The sequence below is a fragment of the Ravibacter arvi genome (assembly GCF_039540405.1).
Classification (GTDB): domain Bacteria; phylum Bacteroidota; class Bacteroidia; order Cytophagales; family Spirosomataceae; genus Ravibacter; species Ravibacter arvi.
On the sequence record NZ_BAABEY010000036.1, the window covers coordinates 592,603 to 611,057 of the forward strand.

Here is an 18,455-nt window from a genome sequence, read left to right on the forward strand (position 1 = left end):
TGGATCATACGCATGAAATTTAGATTAGTATAAAAGAATGCTTTTACATCCGTCTCCTTTGAGATATACCTGGTCACCCCGCACTTCCATGGTGAGATTAAGGATGGCTGCTATTACCTCAAGTTTCGTATAAAAATTATCATCGTTCAGGTTGGCCGTCACAGGACAATCTGCGATTTGCGGGTTTCCCAGGTGAATGGTGACGCCGTAAGCATTACCAATTTTTTCGAGCACCTCTGCCAGTCGCGTTTCGTCAAATGTAAATGTCCCTTCTTTCTGATGGGCCCCTGACGACGGGGCGAGCATTTGGGGCTGGTCTACCAGCCCGACCACAAAGGATTCACTTGGTTCGCGGAAAACGACTTTTCTGTTTGGGGTGAGCACCACTTTTTCCGGCCGGGTTCGGGTACGGCCGGCCGTTTTTTCTACGGCAACTTTTCCACTGTGGACGGCAACTTCTATAGATCCGTCAGCCCCGCTTGTAATTGTAAAGCTGGTGCCAAGCACTTTTGTGCGTATATTTTTGCTATAGACAAGGAAGGGACGACCGGGGTCTGGCATGATGTCGAAAGTGCCCGTTCCCTCCAGGCGTACCAGGCGCTGCGCGGAATCAAAAGATGAGGGGTAGGCCAGGAGACTTCCGGGTTCCAGTGTGACGGTGCTGCTGTCTTTCAGCGTCAGGGTTAGCGGTTGTGTTTCATTATTCCTGAACGTGAGCCATCCTGACTGGTCGGCTTCGGAAAGCGCCCGGACAGGAGGTTGTTCAAAAATCTGTCGGCTCGAGAAGTAGCCGCCTATGGCTAACAAAAGAAGAATGGCGGCGGCGGCCAGCCTTAACCGGGTCGCTTGCCACCACCCGGCTACTGGTATAAGCGGCTTCTTTTCCGGAATATTTTGTCGCTGACTGAGGACAGCTTCCCAAATGCGCTTTTTTATCGAAGGATCTGACAGATCAACATCGTTATTTGCCGGCTCGTGGTCGATGGTGTTGAACCAGTAAAGCAGTATTTCCTTTTCTTCAGGCGTGCATTTGCCCGCTCTGTACTTTTCAATCAGTTGCGAAATACTTCGTAAGTCCATTGCAGAAGGCTCGGCGACGATGTTGACAGGTTTTCGGATGGAAGTCGTTTGAGAACAGTCCAACCCGCAAAGGAAATTGAAGTTTATTGGAAAGGTTATAACAATTTCGCGGAAATTCGATTACTAACTTGGTTATGTACCAAATGCTTCCCTAGGTCATAAGAAGCAGGATCACGGACGGGAGGAAATCTTTGAGGTAAAGCCGTAAGGTCCGGAGCGCATAGGCGATGTGATATTCTACCGTACGTTCGGACAGCTGCAGATGTGAAGAAATTTCCCGGACCGTCAGGAACTCGAACCTGTTCATGCGGAATATCTCCCTGGTTTTTTCGGGCATGTGGGCCAGTGACATCTGGATGGCGTCAGATAAATCCTGGAAGGCCAGGGAAGCTTCTGTCCCGGAATCTTTGTTACTGTTCTGGCGGCAGAAATATTCCCGGTGCTGGTCCCTTACGATCTGCGCCCTGATGGTGTCGAGGGCTTTGTTCCGCGCCAGCCGGAAAAGGTAGCCGCTCAGGTGCCGGATCTGCCGGGTTTCCCGCTTTTCCCAAAGATCCAGAAAGATTTCCTGGACAATTTCCTCCGCACTTTCCCGGCAATTAATTTTTGAAAAAACAAACTTCAAAAGCTTGTCCCAAAAAAGGTCGTAGATTTCCCGAAAGGCTTCCTCGTTGCCGACTGCGAGCAGGCGTACGAGACGAATATGTTGTTCGTCCGAATCTTTTACCTGGTGCAGTCGATTTTCAAAAGGCATCTGGAAATGTTGGATCTTCGCACTAAAATCTGATAAAAAACACAAACTTCCTATCCGGCAAAATATTATCCCGCAGGGAGGGTGCTCTGTTTGACGGCTTCTCTTCCGGGCCTGTTACCGGGTGTCCCAGGCCAGTTTTTTGCAGTTGGGGCGATAGGGCGTAATTATTAAATGGACAAATATTTTACTGCCTTATGTTCTATATTTGTTTCCTGAAAAAAAGGGCAATACTGTTATTTTAAATTAAGAGAGTGTTTTATGACACAGGAAAACGCGCAAAACGATCAACAAATTAATGTAGAGCTATCGGAAGACATGGCTGAAGGAGTTTACTCCAACCTGGCGATGATTGCCCATTCCAACAGCGAGTTTGTGCTTGATTTTATCCGTATGTTGCCGGGGGTACCCAAGGCTAAGGTAAAGGCCCGTGTGATCGTAACACCGGAACATGCGAAAAGACTGCTGGCTGCTTTGAAGGATAATATCCGGAAGTACGAAGATGCCTATGGCCCGATTCAGAACCGGAGTGAGGAGGAAGCAACGAATTTTAATTTTCCGATGAATTTTGGCGGTCCGGGCGGCGAAGCCTGATTGCCTACACTATTTCGACTGCCACGCCCATATCTTCGAGTTGTTTGGCAATTTTTGCCGGTATCCGGTCATTTGTGATAATACGGGAAACCGCTTCGAAACCGCATATTTTGCCGAATCCATGCTTTGAAAATTTGGAAGAATCGGCCAGGACGATTACCGATTCCGAGGCCCGGATCATCTTCTGATTGAGCCTGGCCTCGGAAATGTCGGTAGTAGTCAGGCCATGTGTGAGGTCAATTCCGTCCGCTCCGAGGAAAAGCTTGCTGCATACTACGTTTTCAAGAAACCCTTCAGCAGAGAACCCACTGACCGAACCTGCCGAATGGCGAATGCTCCCGCCGAGTTGAATAACCTCTATAAGGGGGTTCTGAATCAAAGAATGTGCGACGTATATAGATGAGGTGATGGCCGTGAAAGCGTGTCTGGTGACCAATTCCCGGGCGAGGGCCTGTAAAGTGGTTCCCGAAGCCAGGATAACGGAGTCATTCGGCGTTACGTACTTTGCTGCTGCCGCCGCTATCCGCGCTTTTTCCTCAGGATATAACAGTTCTTTTTCCCCGACATTGCGGTCCCGGATGTAAGGGTTCTGCCGTGAAGCCCCGCCATGGGTCCGGAAGAGTAACCCTTTCTCCTCCAATAAGCGCAGGTCTTTCCGTACGGTAACTGCCGATACACCGAAGATCTCTCCCAGCACAGGAACATCCAGGCTCTCCCGTTCCTCCAGCAATTTCAGTATTTCATTATGTCTTTGGGCGCTCGTCATAAGGCAATTAGGTGAAATAAATCGGAAATTATCGGATTAAAATGAAACCGAGGATATATCTTTGTGCAAGATAACGAAATAAAATGAAACAGTTCATTTCTGATAAAGGATCATATGATCAGTTTCGGCGCGAGCGGTTGCTGGCGCGGCTGGACGATGCCGGAGAATGGGATCTCGTCGTGATAGGAGGGGGCGCTACCGGCCTGGGCGTTGCGCTTGATGCCGTGAGCCGCGGGTACAAAACGCTGCTGCTGGAGCAGGCCGATTTTGCAAAGGGCACGTCCAGCAAAAGTACCAAACTGGTGCACGGCGGAGTTCGCTACCTGGCGCAGGGAAATGTTGATCTGGTAAGGGAAGCCCTCCACGAACGGGGACTTTTGCTGCGGAATGCGCCGCACCTGGTGAGAAACCAGACTTTTATTATTCCCAACTATGAATTTTTGAAGGGCCCGTTTTATTGGATCGGGCTGAAAATCTATGACCTGCTGGCAGGGCGTCTGTCATTCGGAAAGTCTGAATACGTTTCCCGGGACGAGGTACTCCGGAAGGTTCCTTCCCTGGTTGAAGCCGGTCTTTATAATGGCATACGGTACCACGACGGGCAATTTGACGACGCGCGGCTCGCGCTGAATGTGGCGCAGACCGTGGTCGAAAACGGCGGAGTCGTTCTCAATTATATGGGGGTAACCGGTCTGGTGAAGGACAGTACGGGCAAGGTAACCGGGGTAGCGGCGCGTGACATGGAAACCTCGCTGCAGTACGAATTCAAAAGTAAAGCGGTAGTCAATGCAACGGGCGTTTTCGTGAATGATATCCTGGAAATGGACGACCGGGACAAGCCGCCTCTCGTACGGCCGAGCCAGGGTGCGCATGTTGTGGTGGACCGGTCTTTTCTGAAGTCGGATGAGGCGATTATGATTCCTGAAACCAGTGACGGCCGCGTTATGTTTGCAGTGCCCTGGCACAGTAAGGTGATTCTGGGGACGACCGATTTGCCGGTGGGTGCCGTAAGCCTGGATCCCAAACCTATGGAAGAGGAAGTTGACTACATACTGGAAACCGCCGGAAAATACCTGGTTCGCCAGCCCCGGCGGGCCGATGTGTTGAGTATCTATGCAGGCCTGAGGCCGCTGGCGGCGTCGGAAGGCTCGGGCGCTGAACGGACCAAGGAGATTTCCCGCTCGCATAAGATCCTGGTTCAGCCAAGCGGCCTGGTTACCATTACAGGCGGCAAATGGACTACCTTCCGCAAAATGGGCGAAGATGCGGTTGAAAAGGTGATCGCAATAGCCGGGCTGCCGGCAGCTCCGTCAAAGTCGGCCGGTCTGCTCATTCATGGCGCCGGTCAAGGCGATGGGTCGCGCGGGATTCCACAGCCGGACGATGTATATGGAACAGACCGGGTATTGATCAATGAGCTGATCGCGGCGCGCCCTGATCTCGGGACGAAGCTGCATCCGGATTTTGAATTCAACCAGGCCGAAGTAGTGCTTGCTGTGCGTAACGAAATGGCCCGGACCATCGAGGACGTGCTTGCCCGCAGGGTCAGGATACTTTTTCTGGATGCGCAGGCTGCTATAGACTGCGCGCCCGTGGTCGCCGGTTTATTGGCAGAGGAACTCGGGAAAGATAATAGCTGGAAGGAGCACGAGCTGACCAGGTTCTTTGCGATTGCAAAAGGGTACCTGCTTACCGAAATGACTTTTGCCCCGCATGATTAGGTATAGCCGTTTTTCTGCTTATTAGTAGTGCGTTTCATCAATCTGCATTAATACTCTTACGAATGTCTCCGTTTACAGCTGAAATTATAGGTACTTTCCTGCTGATATTGTTGGGTGAGGGCGTAGTTGCCAACGTGGTATTGAACGATACCAAAGGGAATAATTCGGGCTGGATAGTTATTACAACCGCCTGGGCCCTGGCTGTGTATGTGGGTGTTGTGGTTGCCGGGCCTTACAGCGGCGCCCATCTCAACCCGGCGGTGAGCATCGGGCTCGCTGTTGCCGGTAAGTTTGATTGGGCCGCTGTACCCGCCTATATCGCCGCGCAATTTATAGGGGCGATGGGAGGAGCGTTTTTGGTCTGGCTGGTTTATCGGGATCATTTTTCGGTTACCCGCGACGGTCTTTTGAAGCGGGCCGTATTTTGTACTTCACCGGCTATCCGTAATTATCCCGTAAACCTGCTGAGTGAAATAGTCGGCACTTTTGTGCTTCTGTATGCTGTTTTTAGTTTTACCGATGCCAGCATTTCCGACACCAACCAGGTTGTAGGGCTAGGTTCGCTCGGCGCCATTCCGGTCGCCTTCGTAGTCTGGGTAATCGGCCTTGCCCTGGGTGGAACAACGGGCTATGCCATTAATCCGGCCCGGGATCTGGGTCCGCGGTTGGTCCATGCCTTGCTTCCGATCCCCGATAAGGCGGACAACGACTGGGGCTATGCATGGGTGCCGGTGCTCGGACCCGTGCTCGGTGCCATTACTGCAGCAGGCACCTGGGCTTTTCTGAATTAGCCCGGATTTATATTTTTGTCAATCATACACTTCTTTTTTTCCTGCCGGCCGGGTTTCTGTACAGGAATGGCCCGAATTATTCGTCTATCATGTTGTCGCTGGTATAGTACCCGTTCGGGTATTCTGAGGAAGCGGATTTATCTGCGGCGGCAACAATTCAATGGAAGAAAGAGCGGAGACAGGATTGATTAATAACGCACTTGTGTTTGATGGCTTATGGGATTCTTTTCGGAATGGAGATGAAAGGGCATTCGAAGAAATCTTTAAAACGTACTACCCGGTATTGAAGCAATACGGAATGCGCCTGGTCGGTGATGAAGCCGAAGTACAGGATAGCATCCAGGCCCTTTTTCTACAGATTTGGGACAGGCGAAAGTTCCTGGGACCGACTACCTCGATCCGGAACTACCTGCTTGCTGCCGTCCGGCGTTCCCTGTTAAAAAAAGCCGGCCGTATTTCTTCTCTGGATATTGACGACCACCTCGATTTTCATGCCGAGCTGTCGGTTGAGCATGCATTGATCAGGGATCATACCGAGTCGGAGAACGCCCGGTTGATCAGGGCAGCCTTCGACAGGATTCCTTCACGGCAAAAAGAAGCGATTTATCTGCGTTTTTACGAGGAGCAGGACTTCGACCAGATTTCCGGGATTATGAACATATCCACCCGGGCGGTTTACAAATTAATTTATAAAGGTCTTAACAGCCTTCAGAGCTACCTGAACCGGAAGCACATCGACCTTACTTATCTTTTACCGGTTCCGTTTTATCAATTGGCAGGCTGGTTTTAACCGGCGCGGGGATTCCCGGTCGGCTATAAGCCATGTCGTCGTCGTGCCGGCGGGTTTGAGAAATAAATTTTCTTTTAAAAAAAATAAATTTTAGAGGGTCACTAATTGCTTTCTCCAGCTTTATCCGGGTAAAGGACTATTCTGACATTTTTGGACAATCAAAAATACCTGGGATTCGAAGCCGCCGATTTTCTCCTCGACGAGGATTTTATGGCCTGGCGAAAGCGGCCTTCGGCGGAAGCCGAAGGCCGCTGGGAAACCTGGCTTTTGCTTTATCCGGAAAAACGTGGCGAGGTGGAGCAAGCCATAGAATTGTTTGAAACGCTCAGGATAGCCCCGGTATTTTCGCCGGAAGTCGTGCTGCTGGAACGGGAATGGACGAGGCTCAGGCGACGCATCCGCAGGGACAGACTATTGCGCCCGAAGGATGTGGCCGCATGGGTAAAGCGGAAATGGTGGATAGCTGTAAAGATTTTATCAATAACCTAATCTAATTGAGTGCCTATGCAACACCTTTTTTTACATGTAAGACGCTCGGTAAGGCGCTGTTATCAATGTGCGGTAACACTGTCGCTGCTGTGCGGAATGTCGGTAACGAAGCCTTTGAGCGCTGCTTCGTTAAACGGGAGCGCGAGCGGGCTGAAGCCCGGCTCCTTCGCCGCCGACGGCAATCGTTCCCCGCGGCCAGACTTAGTTTCAGAAGCGGCGCAGGTCGTTGTGACGGGTAAAGTCACCGACGACAAAGGCGAGTCGCTGCCTGGCGTCAGCATTCTTGAGAAGGGAACTACAAACGGCACGGCGACCGATAATGACGGGAACTTCAGGATTACTGTAGCTGACGCGAATGCTGTACTGGCTTTCAGTTTTATAGGTTTTGCTACCCAGGAGATTACCGTTGGAAACAGAACGGATATCTCGGTAAAGCTGGTGGCCGAAGACCGGTCATTGGACGAGATCGTAGTGGTGGGTTACGGAACCCAGAAAAAAGTTAATATGACCGGCGCCGTATCAGCGGTGAATTTTGATGAAAAGCTGACCAGCAGGTCTGTCGCAAATGTATCGTCCAGCCTTTCGGGCCTGGTACCGGGTATGGCCGTGTCGCAATCGAGCGGAATGGCCGGGCGCAACAGCGCAACGCTGATGATCCGCGGTCTCGGTACAGTGAACAACGCAAGCCCGCTTGTGGTAGTGGACGGTATGCCGGATGTAGACATCAACCGGATCAACATGCATGACATCGAGAGTATTTCGGTACTGAAAGACGCAACGTCGGCCTCTGTCTACGGATCTAGGGCTGCCAATGGTGTAATTCTGATTACTACCAAGTCCGGTAAAGGGCAGGAAAGAGCCAGTATCAACTATTCCGGTTCATACGCGGTGCAGGTGCCAACCAAAATGTACGAGTTCATGCCGGACTATCCGCGGGCGCTTACACTCCATCAAAGGGCGGCGCTCACAAGCACGCTCCGTTCGAACCTGCTGTTTCGTGACGGTACCATTGACCAATGGATGGCCATGGGCATGATCGACCCGATTCGCTACCCGAACACCGATTGGTGGGACATTATCCTTAGAAACGGGTCCATACAGAACCATAACCTGTCGGCTTCCGGCTCCAACGAGAAGTCCAATTTCTTTATTTCCCTCGGGACCATGGATGAAAAGGGGCTGCAAATCAATAACGATTTCAAACGTTATAATGCCCGATTCAACTTTGATTACAAGATCAATAAAACCATGAATGTCGGGGTGAAGTTCCAGGGGAACTGGTCGAAGATGACCTATGCGCTGGAAGACGGTTTTACCGACGATGACCCGCTCAATACCGCGGGATTTGATATGCAGGCCGCCATTGCGGGAATAACACCTTATGACCCGGTAACGGGTAATTTCGGCGGCGTAATGGCCTATAATGAAGACTTGCAGGCCTACAACCCCTATACGGTTTATGTTAATAACCTCACGCGGTTAAACCGGCAGGAGGCCAATTCCAACATCTTCTGGGACTGGACGCCTATTCCGGGCCTGACCGCCAGGTTGGACTATTCCCTGAACTATTTCAACCAGTTCAGGTACAATGCCAACATGCCGAACCGCGCCTATAATTTCCAGACCGGGAGCTTCACCAACCGGATCTACGTAGGCGAAAATGCCGGCGTCTCCAACAACACCGAAACCGGCTACAAAACCATGTTGACCGGTCGGCTGAATTACAATAGGTTAATTGCGAAGCACCACGAAGTGGGCGCGATGTTTGTATACAGCGAAGAATACTGGAACGAACGCTGGCAGGGCAGCTCCAGGAATGACCGGCTGCACCCGTCACTTCACGAGATCGACGCAGCGCTTACCGATATACAAACTACCAGTGGTCGGTCCCGGGCCGAAGGATTGCGGTCGTACATCGGGCGTTTGAACTATGCCGCCTTTGACAAGTACCTGCTGGAGGTAAACTTCCGGTACGATGGGTCGTCAAAATTCCTGACGGGGAATCAATTCGGCTTCTTTCCTTCGGCTGCTGTAGGCTGGCGGTTCACAGAAGAGTCCTTTCTTAAGGGCTTCACCGACCGTTTCCTGACCAATGGCAAACTGCGGGCTTCTTACGGGGCATTGGGGAATAACAGCGGTGTAAGCGAATACGAGCAGCGCGAAACGCTTGCGGCGAGTAACTATATGATCGGCGGAAGTATTTCCAAGGGGTTTGTGAACAAGAAAATGGTAAACAAGAGCCTGTCCTGGGAAACCACTTCGGTGTTTAACCTTGGCCTGGACCTGGGATTCTTCAACAACAGGCTGTCTGCGGAAATCGACTATTACAATCGCCTTACCAGCGGTATGAACCGCCCTTCCGAGATGTCGATCCACCTGACCGGAGCTTACGATGCTCCGCGCCGGAACATTGGTAACCTGAGAAACCAGGGCGTGGAGCTTAACCTGACCTGGCGTGATGCCATTGGGGACTTCGGCTACTCGTTCTCGCTCAATGCTTCGAAAAATGCGACCCGGCTGGAGAAATGGAACGAATTTCTCGCCAAGGGGTGGGTGTTCCTCGATATGCCTTATCGCTTCCTGTATACCTACGAAGATGCAGGCATAGCGCAGACATGGGAAGATATCTACAAGGCAACTCCGCAGGGCGCGTCGCCCGGTGATATCTTGCGCAAGGACGTAAACGGCGACGGCCGTATTGATGCCAATGACAAAGTGGCTGATCCGAAAGTACAAAGGGAAAGGCCTACTACCAACTTTGCGCTGAACTCCAATTTTTCGTACAAGGGGTTTGACCTGATGATCCTGCTACAGGGCGCAAGCGGGCGGAAGGACTACTGGCTGAACAACTACAACAACGTGAACTTTGCGACCCAGCGCTATGCTTCCGGTTGGGGGCATTGGAATAACCCGTGGAGCTGGGAAAACCGGGATGGCGCCTGGCCGCGCCTGGGTGGCAATGCCAACCGGGAAGAAACCCGGTTCTGGCTTGATGACATGAGTTACCTGAGGTTGAAAAACGTACAACTTGGATACAACGTTCCGAGAACGCTGCTTCAAAAATTGAGACTGAACCAGGTAAGGATATTTGCTTCCGCCGAAAACCTGTGGACCGCAACAAAGTTCCGCGGGCTGGATCCGGAAAAAGAGGGTCACAAAAGCGATATGTATCCGCTCAATAAGTCGTACGCGTTCGGGATCAACATTGGTATTTAGTCATTGAAATTTAGCCATGAGCTTTGAGGGGTCAGGTTTCAGCGGAAAGCGAGTCGACCCAAGGCTAACGCCCCATAGCTCACGCCTCAAACCTACTTGTACACATGATACATATAAAAATTAGTAAGGTCCTTTCGGTGGGTGCCCTGATATCGTTGATGGCCACCACATCCTGTGTGAACGACCTGCTGAACCAGGAGCCTACCACCGAGCTCGGCGCTAATGCCTTTTGGAAAACGGAGGCTGATGCCACCTATGCGCTGATGGGCGCTTATGCGGATATCCGTCCCCTTTTTGACCGGGACTACTATCTCGACGGGCACGGTGAATATATCAGGACGCGCGGTACCAGCGCGGTAGACGGGAACCTGCAGAAGGGCGGCGCCTATCACAACGGGAACTACAACCCGTCTGGTTATGGAGCGGGTTTCGATAAGATGTACCGTTATCTGTATGGCGGTGTCAACCGGGCCAACTATGTAATCGACAACGTCAACCTTATGCTGCAGACAGCAGCACCGGCATCTGTCGCCAACCTGGAGACAATCATAGGAGAAGCCAGGCTACTGCGCGGCATGGTTTATTTCAGGCTGATCTCGATGTGGGGCGATGTGCCCTATATTGCCAATGTCGTCAAAGACAATGCGGATGTAGCCAATATTACCCGCACGCCGATTGCCGAAATCAAAACCCGTGTTTACGAGGACTTTACCTATGCCTATGAGAAGCTGCCCGCGAAAGGCGCTGCCGCAGGACGCGCCGGGAAGCCCGCCGCTTTGGCATTCAGGGGAAAGCTTCAACTGTACTGGGCCTGCTGGAATCAATTGGGATGGCCCGAGTTGACCACTTTTACACCCAGCACCCAGGAGGCTGCTACTGCTTACGCCGGCGCCGCAGCTGATTTCAAGAAAGTAATAGACGATTTTGGCCTGGATTTGTTCAGGGGAGGAGAACCCGGTAATATCGATGTCCTCGGGAAGGCAGATATACTGCCCAATTATTACTACTTGTTTACCCCCGTGGCGAACGGCGACCCCGAAATGATCATGGCATTTAACCATGGCGGTATCGGAACCGGCCAGGGCGAAGAGCTGATGCGTGATGTATCGGGCCGGTCGCACGAAGGGTCGCAGGGGTGGACCATGCCCCGCTACGAAATCGCTGACCGCTACCAGTTGACCACGACGGGAGATTTTGCCCCGCCGCTGGTGCCGATGAACCCGACTACGGCCGGCGCGAGAACGGCGTTGAATTCTGCGATCAACCCGCAGAGCTATGCCAACCGCGACTACCGGATGAAGTCCTCCATCATGTGGGACTACGAAGTAAGCCAGGGTATGCTCTCGCTGCAGCCTACCTATATGGTGCCTTTTTTGTACCAGAGCTGGAATGTGCCGATAGACATCAACGGGGTTAAGGTAACTACCTATAATACCGACGGGAATAACTCCGGGTATGTATACCGGAAGTTCCTCCGCAATACCGCAGGACTGGGACGGAGCGAAGGAACCTACGCGTTTCCGGTTATGCGCCTTGCTGACGTTTACCTGATGTATGCGGAGGCTACCAATGCGATTGAAGGTCCCCGCGCGGATGCGATTGCGTTGGTCAACCGGGTCCGGCACAGAGGGAACCTTCCCGCGCTGAAACCCGATAAAACGGCGTCAAAGGAGGCTTTTTTCGCCGCAATTGAACAGGAGCGTATTATAGAGCTTCTGGGCGAAGGACACCGCGGGTTTGACCTCAGAAGATGGCGGGCAATCGAGAGGGTCTGGAACCCGCCCTACGGCGAAGGGGTCTGGCGTATTGACACCCACGGAGCGCAAAGACAACGCTACTTCCAGAACACTTCGGAGCGGGAATACGAGCAATGCTATATTTTCAGAATTCCGCCGGCAGAGCGGGACAGGAATCCGAATCTGACTCAGAATACGCCTTGGTTATAACAGAATTCAGGCAATGAAAGGGTGACGGAAAGGATGGGAAATCGGAAATCGGAAATCAGAAATCAGAAATCAGAAATCAGAAATCGGAAATCGGCTCATCCCTCACCCCTCATGGCTCAAACCTCTTTACACAAATGAACAATATACTTCGATATAAGGCGGGACTGGCGCTTCTTTTACTGGCAGTACTGTGGTACGGGTGCAAAAATGACTTCCCCGTAGACGAGGACGGCCTGCTGATTACCAGCCGGGCCGAATGCTACGTAAGCAATTTTGAATTGCTGGGAACGGATCATCAGACGGTCCGGACGAAAAACCCGGAAATTGATACCGTAGCGCAAACCATTAAAGTGGAGGTGTTTTATGGCACCGACCTCAAAAACCTGTACCCGCAGTTCACGCTGGTAACGGACGCCAAACTGGATCCGAAGATCACCGGGCCGGTAGACTTCTCGGACCTTTCCAACCCGAAGACCTATACGGTTGTGTCGGGCAATCGTAAGGTAAGAAAACCGTATACGGTGACTATTTCTGTTCAGAAACCGACTACTTCAAATTGATCCAAAGTGATGAAAAAGACAAAAAAACTGAAGAACGGGTGGTACGGTGCTGCACTTTTGTTTTTGTCCGGAGCGCTGATCCTATCCTGCAAAGACAAGGAATATGTGGCTCCAGTGGCAAAGACACAACTGCAGAATGATGTTATCAAGCGTTCTATAGGGCCGAATATAGCGGGCCTGAACATGGAGTTTGCCTATGCCATGGCGCTCGGCCCCGAGAAGGGAAAGCTTGTTTCCGCCAAAGTAGAAGCCACCATTCCGGGGGCTGAAGGTACTTTCCTGGAACACCGATCGTACTATACGGATGGAGGCGGTCAGGATGTCGGCGTGGCGGTCGGGGAACCGTCGGTTACGTCGGGTAACGTGACGACAGTGAACTTCTCAAAAGATACCAGCGCGGCAACCCTCCGGTTTTTCTACCGGGTACCCGAGGCTGCAAAGGGACAAGAGGTTTCATTTAAGTTTACAGCGACTGCCAGTACCGGCGAAACGGTTACCTATGACATGGGGCCCTACCACATTACGAAAATGGACATGCGGCTCGATATACCGGTTCAGGACAGCGTTGCAGCCTTTATTTCAATTGGTGAGCTACGTGTGCTGTCTCAGGAGGAAGCACAGGCCAATCCGGATAAAATTGACCTGGTGTACCTCTACCGGAGTATTCCCGGAATTACTTTCAATCATTCGTTGATTTCTCCGGGTGCTAATTCACCTTACCTGGCTGCCACCAATCTGCCGGCGGCAGCGAAGAGAATTTCTAAAGTGAGAAAGGTATGGGGACTCAGAGACCTCCATCTGGCCCGCGCCCAATTCGGCATCTTTATAGACGACCCGGATTTTGAGCAAATTGATCTGGCAGGTATGCCTGACCAGGCCATTAATATGCGTGCGGAATCAGGCGCCTGGGTAGAAACCGCCGATAAAAGCTACCGCGCCTACATTTATTTTAACTCCGTTAACAACGGCGGAAAGAAGGCCGTTGTGAGTGTGAAACGGTATAAAATGTAGATGATTGCCTTAAGATAATCCCCGGTGCATTTCCTGGCTGGTTCTGCACCGGGGATTTTTTTGTGCCGTGTAAAGACGGGACCGGCTGGCATTATTTTTATTTTTTTGATAACTTCCCTATAAGCTAAACCTCAATCGATGGTATGAAAGCCGTAGAAGTCTACCTGCCGCAGGACGTTGACAAATCTTTTATTGTTTTCCGTGAAGAGGGTAACTATTTCCCGGCTCCTTGGCATTACCATCCCCACTATGAGTTTGTGCTGGTTACCAGAAGCACAGGACGCCGTATGGTCGGTGACCACATTGGCTATTTTGATACGGACGACCTTGTATTTATGGGTTCGATGCTTCCGCATGTTTGGGTCAATGACCCGGTATATCTTCAGGAAAAGAGCCTGGACAGGGCCGATGCGCTCGTTATCCATTTTACGGAAGATTTTTTGGGCAATGGCTTCATGAACATCCCGGAAATGGCCGGCTTCAGGAGGGTTCTGAAGCTTTCGGAACGGGGCCTGGCGTTGCGGGGAAAAACCCGGAGCAGGCTCAACAGAATCATTAAAAAAATGCCTGCGATGAGTGGGCTGGAGCGGTTGTCATCGCTCCTTATCATTTTCGATATTATGTCGCGAACCAAGGAATATGATTTCCTGGCCAGCCCCATGTTTGTGCAGAATTTTCAGTACTCTTCGTCTGACCGGTTCCGGAAAATTTCAGGCTATATCATGGAGAATTTCAACAAGGACATCAGCCTTTCCGAAATCGCCTCGGTGGCGAATATGGGCGTGACAACGTTCTGCAATTTTTTCAGGGAGCAGTTCCGCGTCACGTTTGTCGAATATCTTACCACAGTCCGGATCGGGCACGCCTGTAAGTTGCTTGTAGACGAAGACAGAAGAAGTGTTGTCGAAATTGCCTACGAGTGCGGGTACAATAACCTCGCAAATTTCAACAAACAGTTTAAGAAGCTAAAGAAAATGACACCGACCGACTATCGCAAAGCCCTGGAGATCAGGTGGCGATAGCCGGCCGGTGCAATTCGGTATTGTGTGACGGTTTAAGCATTCAGCCCTCCATCCATCAGTATATTCTCCCCGTTTATATAGGCGCCTGCGTCGGAGCATAGCAGTACGACCAACCCTTTTATATCGTCATGGTTGGCCATCCGCTTCAAAGGCACTTTTTTACAATAGTTATCCAGGAATGCCTGCGGCTGGTTGTTGAAAAGGCCGCCCGGGCTGATGCAGTTGAATCTGATATTTTTCCCGGCGTTCATTTGAGCCATAAACCGCGTAATGTTGATGAGCCCGGCATTGTGAAAAAAATAGTCGGGCGGAAGGTCGCCCATATTGGTGGTGCCTTCATAATTGCTCAGGTCGGGACCGAACATGCCCATCATTGATGCTATATTGACCACGCTGCCGCCCCCGGTGTCGACGATAAGACGGGTCATTTCGCGAAGCAGGTCCATCATGCCGGTAGCATTGACCCGCATGGATTCGTCAAACTGCTCGATAGGCGCATTGTACCCTTTCATAGGGCGCGATACCGCGTTGTTGACAAAACCGTCGAGCCGCCCGAATTTATCCCGTATAAACGTTGCGATCTCCCGTACTGACGCGGCATCTCCCTGGTCTACCACGGCGGGATGGACGTCGAGGCCTTTTTTTTGCATTCCGTCTGCGGTAATGCGGGCCGATTCTTTGTCTCTTGAGGAGGTAATAACCGTTGCATCAGCTTCAGCAAGTCCTTCTACTATACATTTTCCGTAGTTACCGGATCCCCCGGTTACCAGTATTACCTTTCCTTTCAGGCTTAATAATTCTTTGACGTTCATTTTTTCTGAGTGCCGGGTTTCGGGCTTCCCTGCTTTAGATGGTATGGAAATAAACCGGTATTCCGCCATTGAAACGGCTTTGGTCGGCTGCTATGACGGTCCGCATCAGCGTTTCGGTTTCGGAAAAGGGGATTCTCGGCGCGCCTTCCTCAACCGACCGGATAAACTCGATCAGGTTGTCGCGGAACATGGAATAGGAGTTCCTGATATCGGCCAGCCGCCAGCCGTTCCGGCCAAAAAAGGATAACTGGAATGTTCCCGTAATGTCCTGGAAAAGATGCAGGGTGATTTGCGGGCCGTTTTCCAGCCGAATATGAATGATCTCTCTTTCCAGTTCGCCGATGTGCCGCACTGAAAGCGGGTTCGCCGTGCCTAATATGCTGAAAATGCCTTCCAGCAGGTGGATTCCATACTTTTTCCAGTCTTTTTTCCCGACCGCGGTCACCAGTTCCAGCTCCCCGAGTGCCGCCAGTTCCTGCTTAATAATACGTCCTTCATTGGCATATCGCATGGAGGAGCAGGACATCAGGAACCGGCCGGCGGCATTTTGAGCGGAAAACCATTCCAGGTCTGCTTGCGAATAGCACAGCGGCTTGTCTATGAAGATAGGAATGCCGGCTTCAATAAACGGCGCAGACATGGTTTTGTGATTTTCGGGGTCGTCCCGGGCCAATATTACGGCGTCGACTTCCCCGATCATGTCTTCCAGTTTTCCGACAATGTTTTCAATGCCCGTAGAACGTGCGATACTTTCTGAAATAGCCGTATCCTGCGACCACACATGCGTGACTTTCGCAGAGGGAAGCCCCAGCGTGTCGCGGTTGGCTTCCAGGTAGGCGGCTACGGCAGGGTAACCGACCCTGCTGATTTCCTCTCCGTCAAACCGGCCGTTGATTATGGCCGACCAGGAATACGGGTGAGCATTGCCCGGGCTCATGCCGATGATACCAATCTTGATCATATTTGTTTGTTTTTGAGGGGGTGAGGGGTGAGGTATGAGGGAAGGCTGACCCCTCACCCCTCATACCTCACCCCTCACCCCTATTTTAACCACCCCATTTTATCCCAATGATGCAGGTTAAGAAAATCGGGGTCGGGATAAGCGAGTTTCAAAAGCTGTTTGTGTTCGTTAACGCCGAGATCCGGATAGGAGGCGGTGACGAGGGCATCCTGAAGGTATTCCATTTTGTCGATTCCGACGAGTACGGAAGCTACTTCAGGAAACGAGAGGACAAACCGGGTCGCAAGGGCCGGCAGGTCGGGGTAATCGCCACCGGTAAACTGGCGGTAGCGGTCAATATATTGCTCTACTTCGCGAAGCGCGGGATGCAGGTTTTTGCCGCGGTCGCTCAGCAGGCCTTTTAAAAGAACGGAGCGGACGACAACACCGACTTTCTTTTCCCGGGCCTCTTCAAAGCAGGCGCCGTGACTCTGGTTCATCAGGTTAAATGGTAGTTGGATCACATCCCATTGCCCCGAGCGTATCGCCGTTGCCGTTTCTTCGGGAGTGTATACCGAAGCTCCTGTAGCCCTGATCACGCCCTTTTTCTTCAATTCAGCAAAAGCTTCCGCAATAAGCGGGCGGGATAGTATTTCCAGGTCTGCCTGGTGGAGCATATAGACATCTATATAGTCCGTCTGCAGGGCTTCAAGACTTTCGTGCAGCGAATTCTCTATAAAGGGTTTGAGAAGCGCATCCGGAGGAAGTGCGCCGCCTGCATCCCGAAAATGCCTGCATTTGCTGGCCAGTATCACCTCGTGACGGCGCCCGGTAAAGGCTTTGCCCATTATCTGTTCGCTGTTACCGTACAACCGTGCAGTGTCGAAAAAGTTGATGCCATTGTCGAGGGAAGTCTGCAGGAGGCGGATCGCGTCTTTTTCCGATGGATTTTCAGTGTTTCCGATACCGTAAGGCATACCGATTTCCACGCCTCCGAAAGCCACTTCGGACACTTCAAGGCCGGTGTTGCCAAGCGAGCGTTTTTTCATGATACCAATCCGCTTAGTTTTCGAGGTATGACGAATGTGGTCCGCGATCAACCGTGCCTTTGAATGCGCTAAGCAGGTCATGGCAGTAGTTCCTGAGGCCTACCACGTCGGCGCCGATACTGACAAAACGGTATCCCATATCAATGAGCTCCTGCAAGTTGCCCGGGCCTCCCACGGTACCTGCAAATTTCCCGTGGCGAACCGCTGTTTCAGCCACCCTTTTACGGGTCTCGATGAGCTTCGGGTGGTTCCATTCACCGGGAGCGCCGATCCCCTGGCTGAAGTCGCCGGGACCGAAAAACAACATATCGTAGCCGTCGAGTGCTGCAATGGCCTCAAGCTCTTCCAGCGGCTCAGGGTCTTCAATCTGCAGGATGACAAAGCGCTGCTCGTTTGCCTGGGTGAGGTATTGGTTGAAATCAACAGCAGTATAGGCGGCATCGGCGTTCCCGCCGTCAATGGGCCGCCGTCCTACCGGATGAAAGCGTACGGTGTCGACGACTTTCCGGGCATCTTCCAGGTTCATGACGTGCGGTACCATGATCCCGGCGGCATCCAGCTCCAGCGGGCGGATGTAGTCGCTGTAACTTCCGCGGGCCACGCGAACCAGGAGGTCCGAGTCGTGGGACTTTGTTGCCCAGACATTCCCTGCCAGCGTCGCCCAGTCCTGCCCGATATGTTCCTGGTCAACCCACACGCAGTCAAAACCCGTCAGCGCGGCTATTTCCGATACACGCGGATCCGAAAGATTGATTTTAAAGCAACTTACTGTTTCGCCGGCCCTGAGTTTTTTAAGAACGCGGCTTTCACGCATTTCCATTGGTTAAAGAGGTTTGAGCGGTGAGGTGTGAGGTGCGAGCTGGCGGCCATCCTGGCTTTTGGTGTCGCTTACAGCTGAAGCTTCAGGTCTCACGGCT

The 18,455-nt window shown here is 51.9% G+C and carries 17 protein-coding genes; 10 read left to right on the top strand and 7 right to left on the bottom strand.

Annotation, left to right across the window (positions count from 1 at the left end; translation table 11 throughout):
• Positions 1 to 24: 24 nt before the first annotated feature.
• Together ABD852_RS22125 and ABD852_RS22130 are read right to left on the bottom strand one after the other, a co-directional pair.
• On the bottom strand, positions 25 to 1,143 hold the full coding sequence (locus ABD852_RS22125; protein WP_345032910.1) for a FecR family protein: 1,119 nt from the start codon (positions 1,141 to 1,143) through the stop codon (positions 25 to 27).
• 88 nt (positions 1,144 to 1,231) lie between these two features.
• Complete coding sequence (locus ABD852_RS22130) at positions 1,232 to 1,834, bottom strand: RNA polymerase sigma-70 factor (protein WP_345032911.1); 603 nt, start codon at positions 1,832 to 1,834, stop codon at positions 1,232 to 1,234.
• Between the two features lie 258 nt (positions 1,835 to 2,092).
• Here ABD852_RS22130 and ABD852_RS22135 point away from each other — a divergent pair, with 258 nt between their 5' ends.
• Positions 2,093 to 2,425 (top strand): DUF3467 domain-containing protein, encoded by a 333-nt coding sequence (locus tag ABD852_RS22135; RefSeq protein WP_345032912.1) that lies wholly within the window; start codon positions 2,093 to 2,095, stop codon positions 2,423 to 2,425.
• Positions 2,426 to 2,429: 4 nt separating this feature from the next.
• Here the strand turns inward: ABD852_RS22135 and ABD852_RS22140 are convergent, their stop codons facing one another.
• The gene (locus tag ABD852_RS22140) at positions 2,430 to 3,191 is read right to left on the bottom strand and encodes a DeoR/GlpR family DNA-binding transcription regulator (protein WP_345032913.1); all 762 of its coding nucleotides are present in this window, start codon (positions 3,189 to 3,191) and stop codon (positions 2,430 to 2,432) included.
• A gap of 83 nt (positions 3,192 to 3,274) precedes the next feature.
• Here ABD852_RS22140 and ABD852_RS22145 point away from each other — a divergent pair, with 83 nt between their 5' ends.
• The 9 genes from ABD852_RS22145 (at position 3,275) to ABD852_RS22185 (ending at position 14,737) form a co-directional block, all read left to right on the top strand.
• Positions 3,275 to 4,912 (top strand): glycerol-3-phosphate dehydrogenase/oxidase, encoded by a 1,638-nt coding sequence (locus ABD852_RS22145; RefSeq protein ID WP_345032914.1) that lies wholly within the window; start codon positions 3,275 to 3,277, stop codon positions 4,910 to 4,912.
• Between the two features lie 62 nt (positions 4,913 to 4,974).
• Positions 4,975 to 5,703, top strand: coding sequence for an MIP/aquaporin family protein (locus tag ABD852_RS22150; RefSeq protein ID WP_345032915.1), 729 nt, complete (start codon positions 4,975 to 4,977; stop codon positions 5,701 to 5,703).
• A 160-nt stretch (positions 5,704 to 5,863) separates the two neighbouring features.
• On the top strand, positions 5,864 to 6,493 hold the full coding sequence (locus ABD852_RS22155; protein ID WP_345032916.1) for an RNA polymerase sigma factor: 630 nt from the start codon (positions 5,864 to 5,866) through the stop codon (positions 6,491 to 6,493).
• Between the two features lie 150 nt (positions 6,494 to 6,643).
• On the top strand, positions 6,644 to 6,982 hold the full coding sequence (locus ABD852_RS22160) for a hypothetical protein (RefSeq protein WP_345032917.1): 339 nt from the start codon (positions 6,644 to 6,646) through the stop codon (positions 6,980 to 6,982).
• 15 nt (positions 6,983 to 6,997) lie between these two features.
• On the top strand, positions 6,998 to 10,198 hold the full coding sequence (locus ABD852_RS22165) for a SusC/RagA family TonB-linked outer membrane protein (RefSeq protein WP_345032918.1): 3,201 nt from the start codon (positions 6,998 to 7,000) through the stop codon (positions 10,196 to 10,198).
• Positions 10,199 to 10,302: 104 nt separating this feature from the next.
• Positions 10,303 to 12,144, top strand: a complete 1,842-nt coding sequence (locus ABD852_RS22170) for a RagB/SusD family nutrient uptake outer membrane protein (protein ID WP_345032919.1) — start codon at positions 10,303 to 10,305, stop codon at positions 12,142 to 12,144.
• A gap of 134 nt (positions 12,145 to 12,278) precedes the next feature.
• On the top strand, positions 12,279 to 12,704 hold the full coding sequence (locus tag ABD852_RS22175; protein WP_345032920.1) for a hypothetical protein: 426 nt from the start codon (positions 12,279 to 12,281) through the stop codon (positions 12,702 to 12,704).
• Positions 12,705 to 12,713: 9 nt separating this feature from the next.
• Positions 12,714 to 13,715: a DUF4466 family protein gene (locus ABD852_RS22180; RefSeq protein WP_345032921.1), complete on the top strand. Its 1,002-nt coding sequence runs from the start codon at positions 12,714 to 12,716 to the stop codon at positions 13,713 to 13,715.
• Between the two features lie 143 nt (positions 13,716 to 13,858).
• Complete coding sequence (locus ABD852_RS22185) at positions 13,859 to 14,737, top strand: AraC family transcriptional regulator (protein ID WP_345032922.1); 879 nt, start codon at positions 13,859 to 13,861, stop codon at positions 14,735 to 14,737.
• Between the two features lie 32 nt (positions 14,738 to 14,769).
• Here ABD852_RS22185 and ABD852_RS22190 read toward each other — a convergent pair whose 3' ends face one another.
• The 4 genes from ABD852_RS22190 to ABD852_RS22205 all read right to left on the bottom strand — a co-directional run bounded on the left by ABD852_RS22190 (position 14,770) and on the right by ABD852_RS22205 (position 18,358).
• Complete coding sequence (locus ABD852_RS22190; RefSeq protein WP_345032923.1) at positions 14,770 to 15,549, bottom strand: SDR family oxidoreductase; 780 nt, start codon at positions 15,547 to 15,549, stop codon at positions 14,770 to 14,772.
• 34 nt (positions 15,550 to 15,583) lie between these two features.
• Positions 15,584 to 16,510: a Gfo/Idh/MocA family protein gene (locus ABD852_RS22195; RefSeq protein ID WP_345032924.1), complete on the bottom strand. Its 927-nt coding sequence runs from the start codon at positions 16,508 to 16,510 to the stop codon at positions 15,584 to 15,586.
• A gap of 80 nt (positions 16,511 to 16,590) precedes the next feature.
• The gene (locus ABD852_RS22200; RefSeq protein ID WP_345032925.1) at positions 16,591 to 17,538 is read right to left on the bottom strand and encodes an aldo/keto reductase; all 948 of its coding nucleotides are present in this window, start codon (positions 17,536 to 17,538) and stop codon (positions 16,591 to 16,593) included.
• 13 nt (positions 17,539 to 17,551) lie between these two features.
• On the bottom strand, positions 17,552 to 18,358 hold the full coding sequence (locus ABD852_RS22205) for an HpcH/HpaI aldolase family protein (RefSeq protein ID WP_345032926.1): 807 nt from the start codon (positions 18,356 to 18,358) through the stop codon (positions 17,552 to 17,554).
• Positions 18,359 to 18,455: the final 97 nt, after the last annotated feature.

Bases quoted from the DNA above. Each gene is read 5' to 3' on its own strand.
- ABD852_RS22130 (WP_345032911.1), bottom strand. From the start codon at position 1,834: ATGCCTTTTGAAAATCGACTGCACCAGGTAAAAGATTCGGACGAACAA.
- ABD852_RS22135 (WP_345032912.1), top strand. From the start codon at position 2,093: ATGACACAGGAAAACGCGCAAAACGATCAACAAATTAATGTAGAGCTA.
- ABD852_RS22140 (WP_345032913.1), bottom strand. From the start codon at position 3,191: ATGACGAGCGCCCAAAGACATAATGAAATACTGAAATTGCTGGAGGAA.
- ABD852_RS22145 (WP_345032914.1), top strand. From the start codon at position 3,275: ATGAAACAGTTCATTTCTGATAAAGGATCATATGATCAGTTTCGGCGC.
- ABD852_RS22150 (WP_345032915.1), top strand. From the start codon at position 4,975: ATGTCTCCGTTTACAGCTGAAATTATAGGTACTTTCCTGCTGATATTG.
- ABD852_RS22155 (WP_345032916.1), top strand. From the start codon at position 5,864: ATGGAAGAAAGAGCGGAGACAGGATTGATTAATAACGCACTTGTGTTT.
- ABD852_RS22165 (WP_345032918.1), top strand. From the start codon at position 6,998: ATGCAACACCTTTTTTTACATGTAAGACGCTCGGTAAGGCGCTGTTAT.
- ABD852_RS22170 (WP_345032919.1), top strand. From the start codon at position 10,303: ATGATACATATAAAAATTAGTAAGGTCCTTTCGGTGGGTGCCCTGATA.
- ABD852_RS22175 (WP_345032920.1), top strand. From the start codon at position 12,279: ATGAACAATATACTTCGATATAAGGCGGGACTGGCGCTTCTTTTACTG.
- ABD852_RS22180 (WP_345032921.1), top strand. From the start codon at position 12,714: ATGAAAAAGACAAAAAAACTGAAGAACGGGTGGTACGGTGCTGCACTT.
- ABD852_RS22185 (WP_345032922.1), top strand. From the start codon at position 13,859: ATGAAAGCCGTAGAAGTCTACCTGCCGCAGGACGTTGACAAATCTTTT.
- ABD852_RS22190 (WP_345032923.1), bottom strand. From the start codon at position 15,549: ATGAACGTCAAAGAATTATTAAGCCTGAAAGGAAAGGTAATACTGGTA.
- ABD852_RS22195 (WP_345032924.1), bottom strand. From the start codon at position 16,510: ATGATCAAGATTGGTATCATCGGCATGAGCCCGGGCAATGCTCACCCG.
- ABD852_RS22200 (WP_345032925.1), bottom strand. From the start codon at position 17,538: ATGAAAAAACGCTCGCTTGGCAACACCGGCCTTGAAGTGTCCGAAGTG.
- ABD852_RS22205 (WP_345032926.1), bottom strand. From the start codon at position 18,358: ATGGAAATGCGTGAAAGCCGCGTTCTTAAAAAACTCAGGGCCGGCGAA.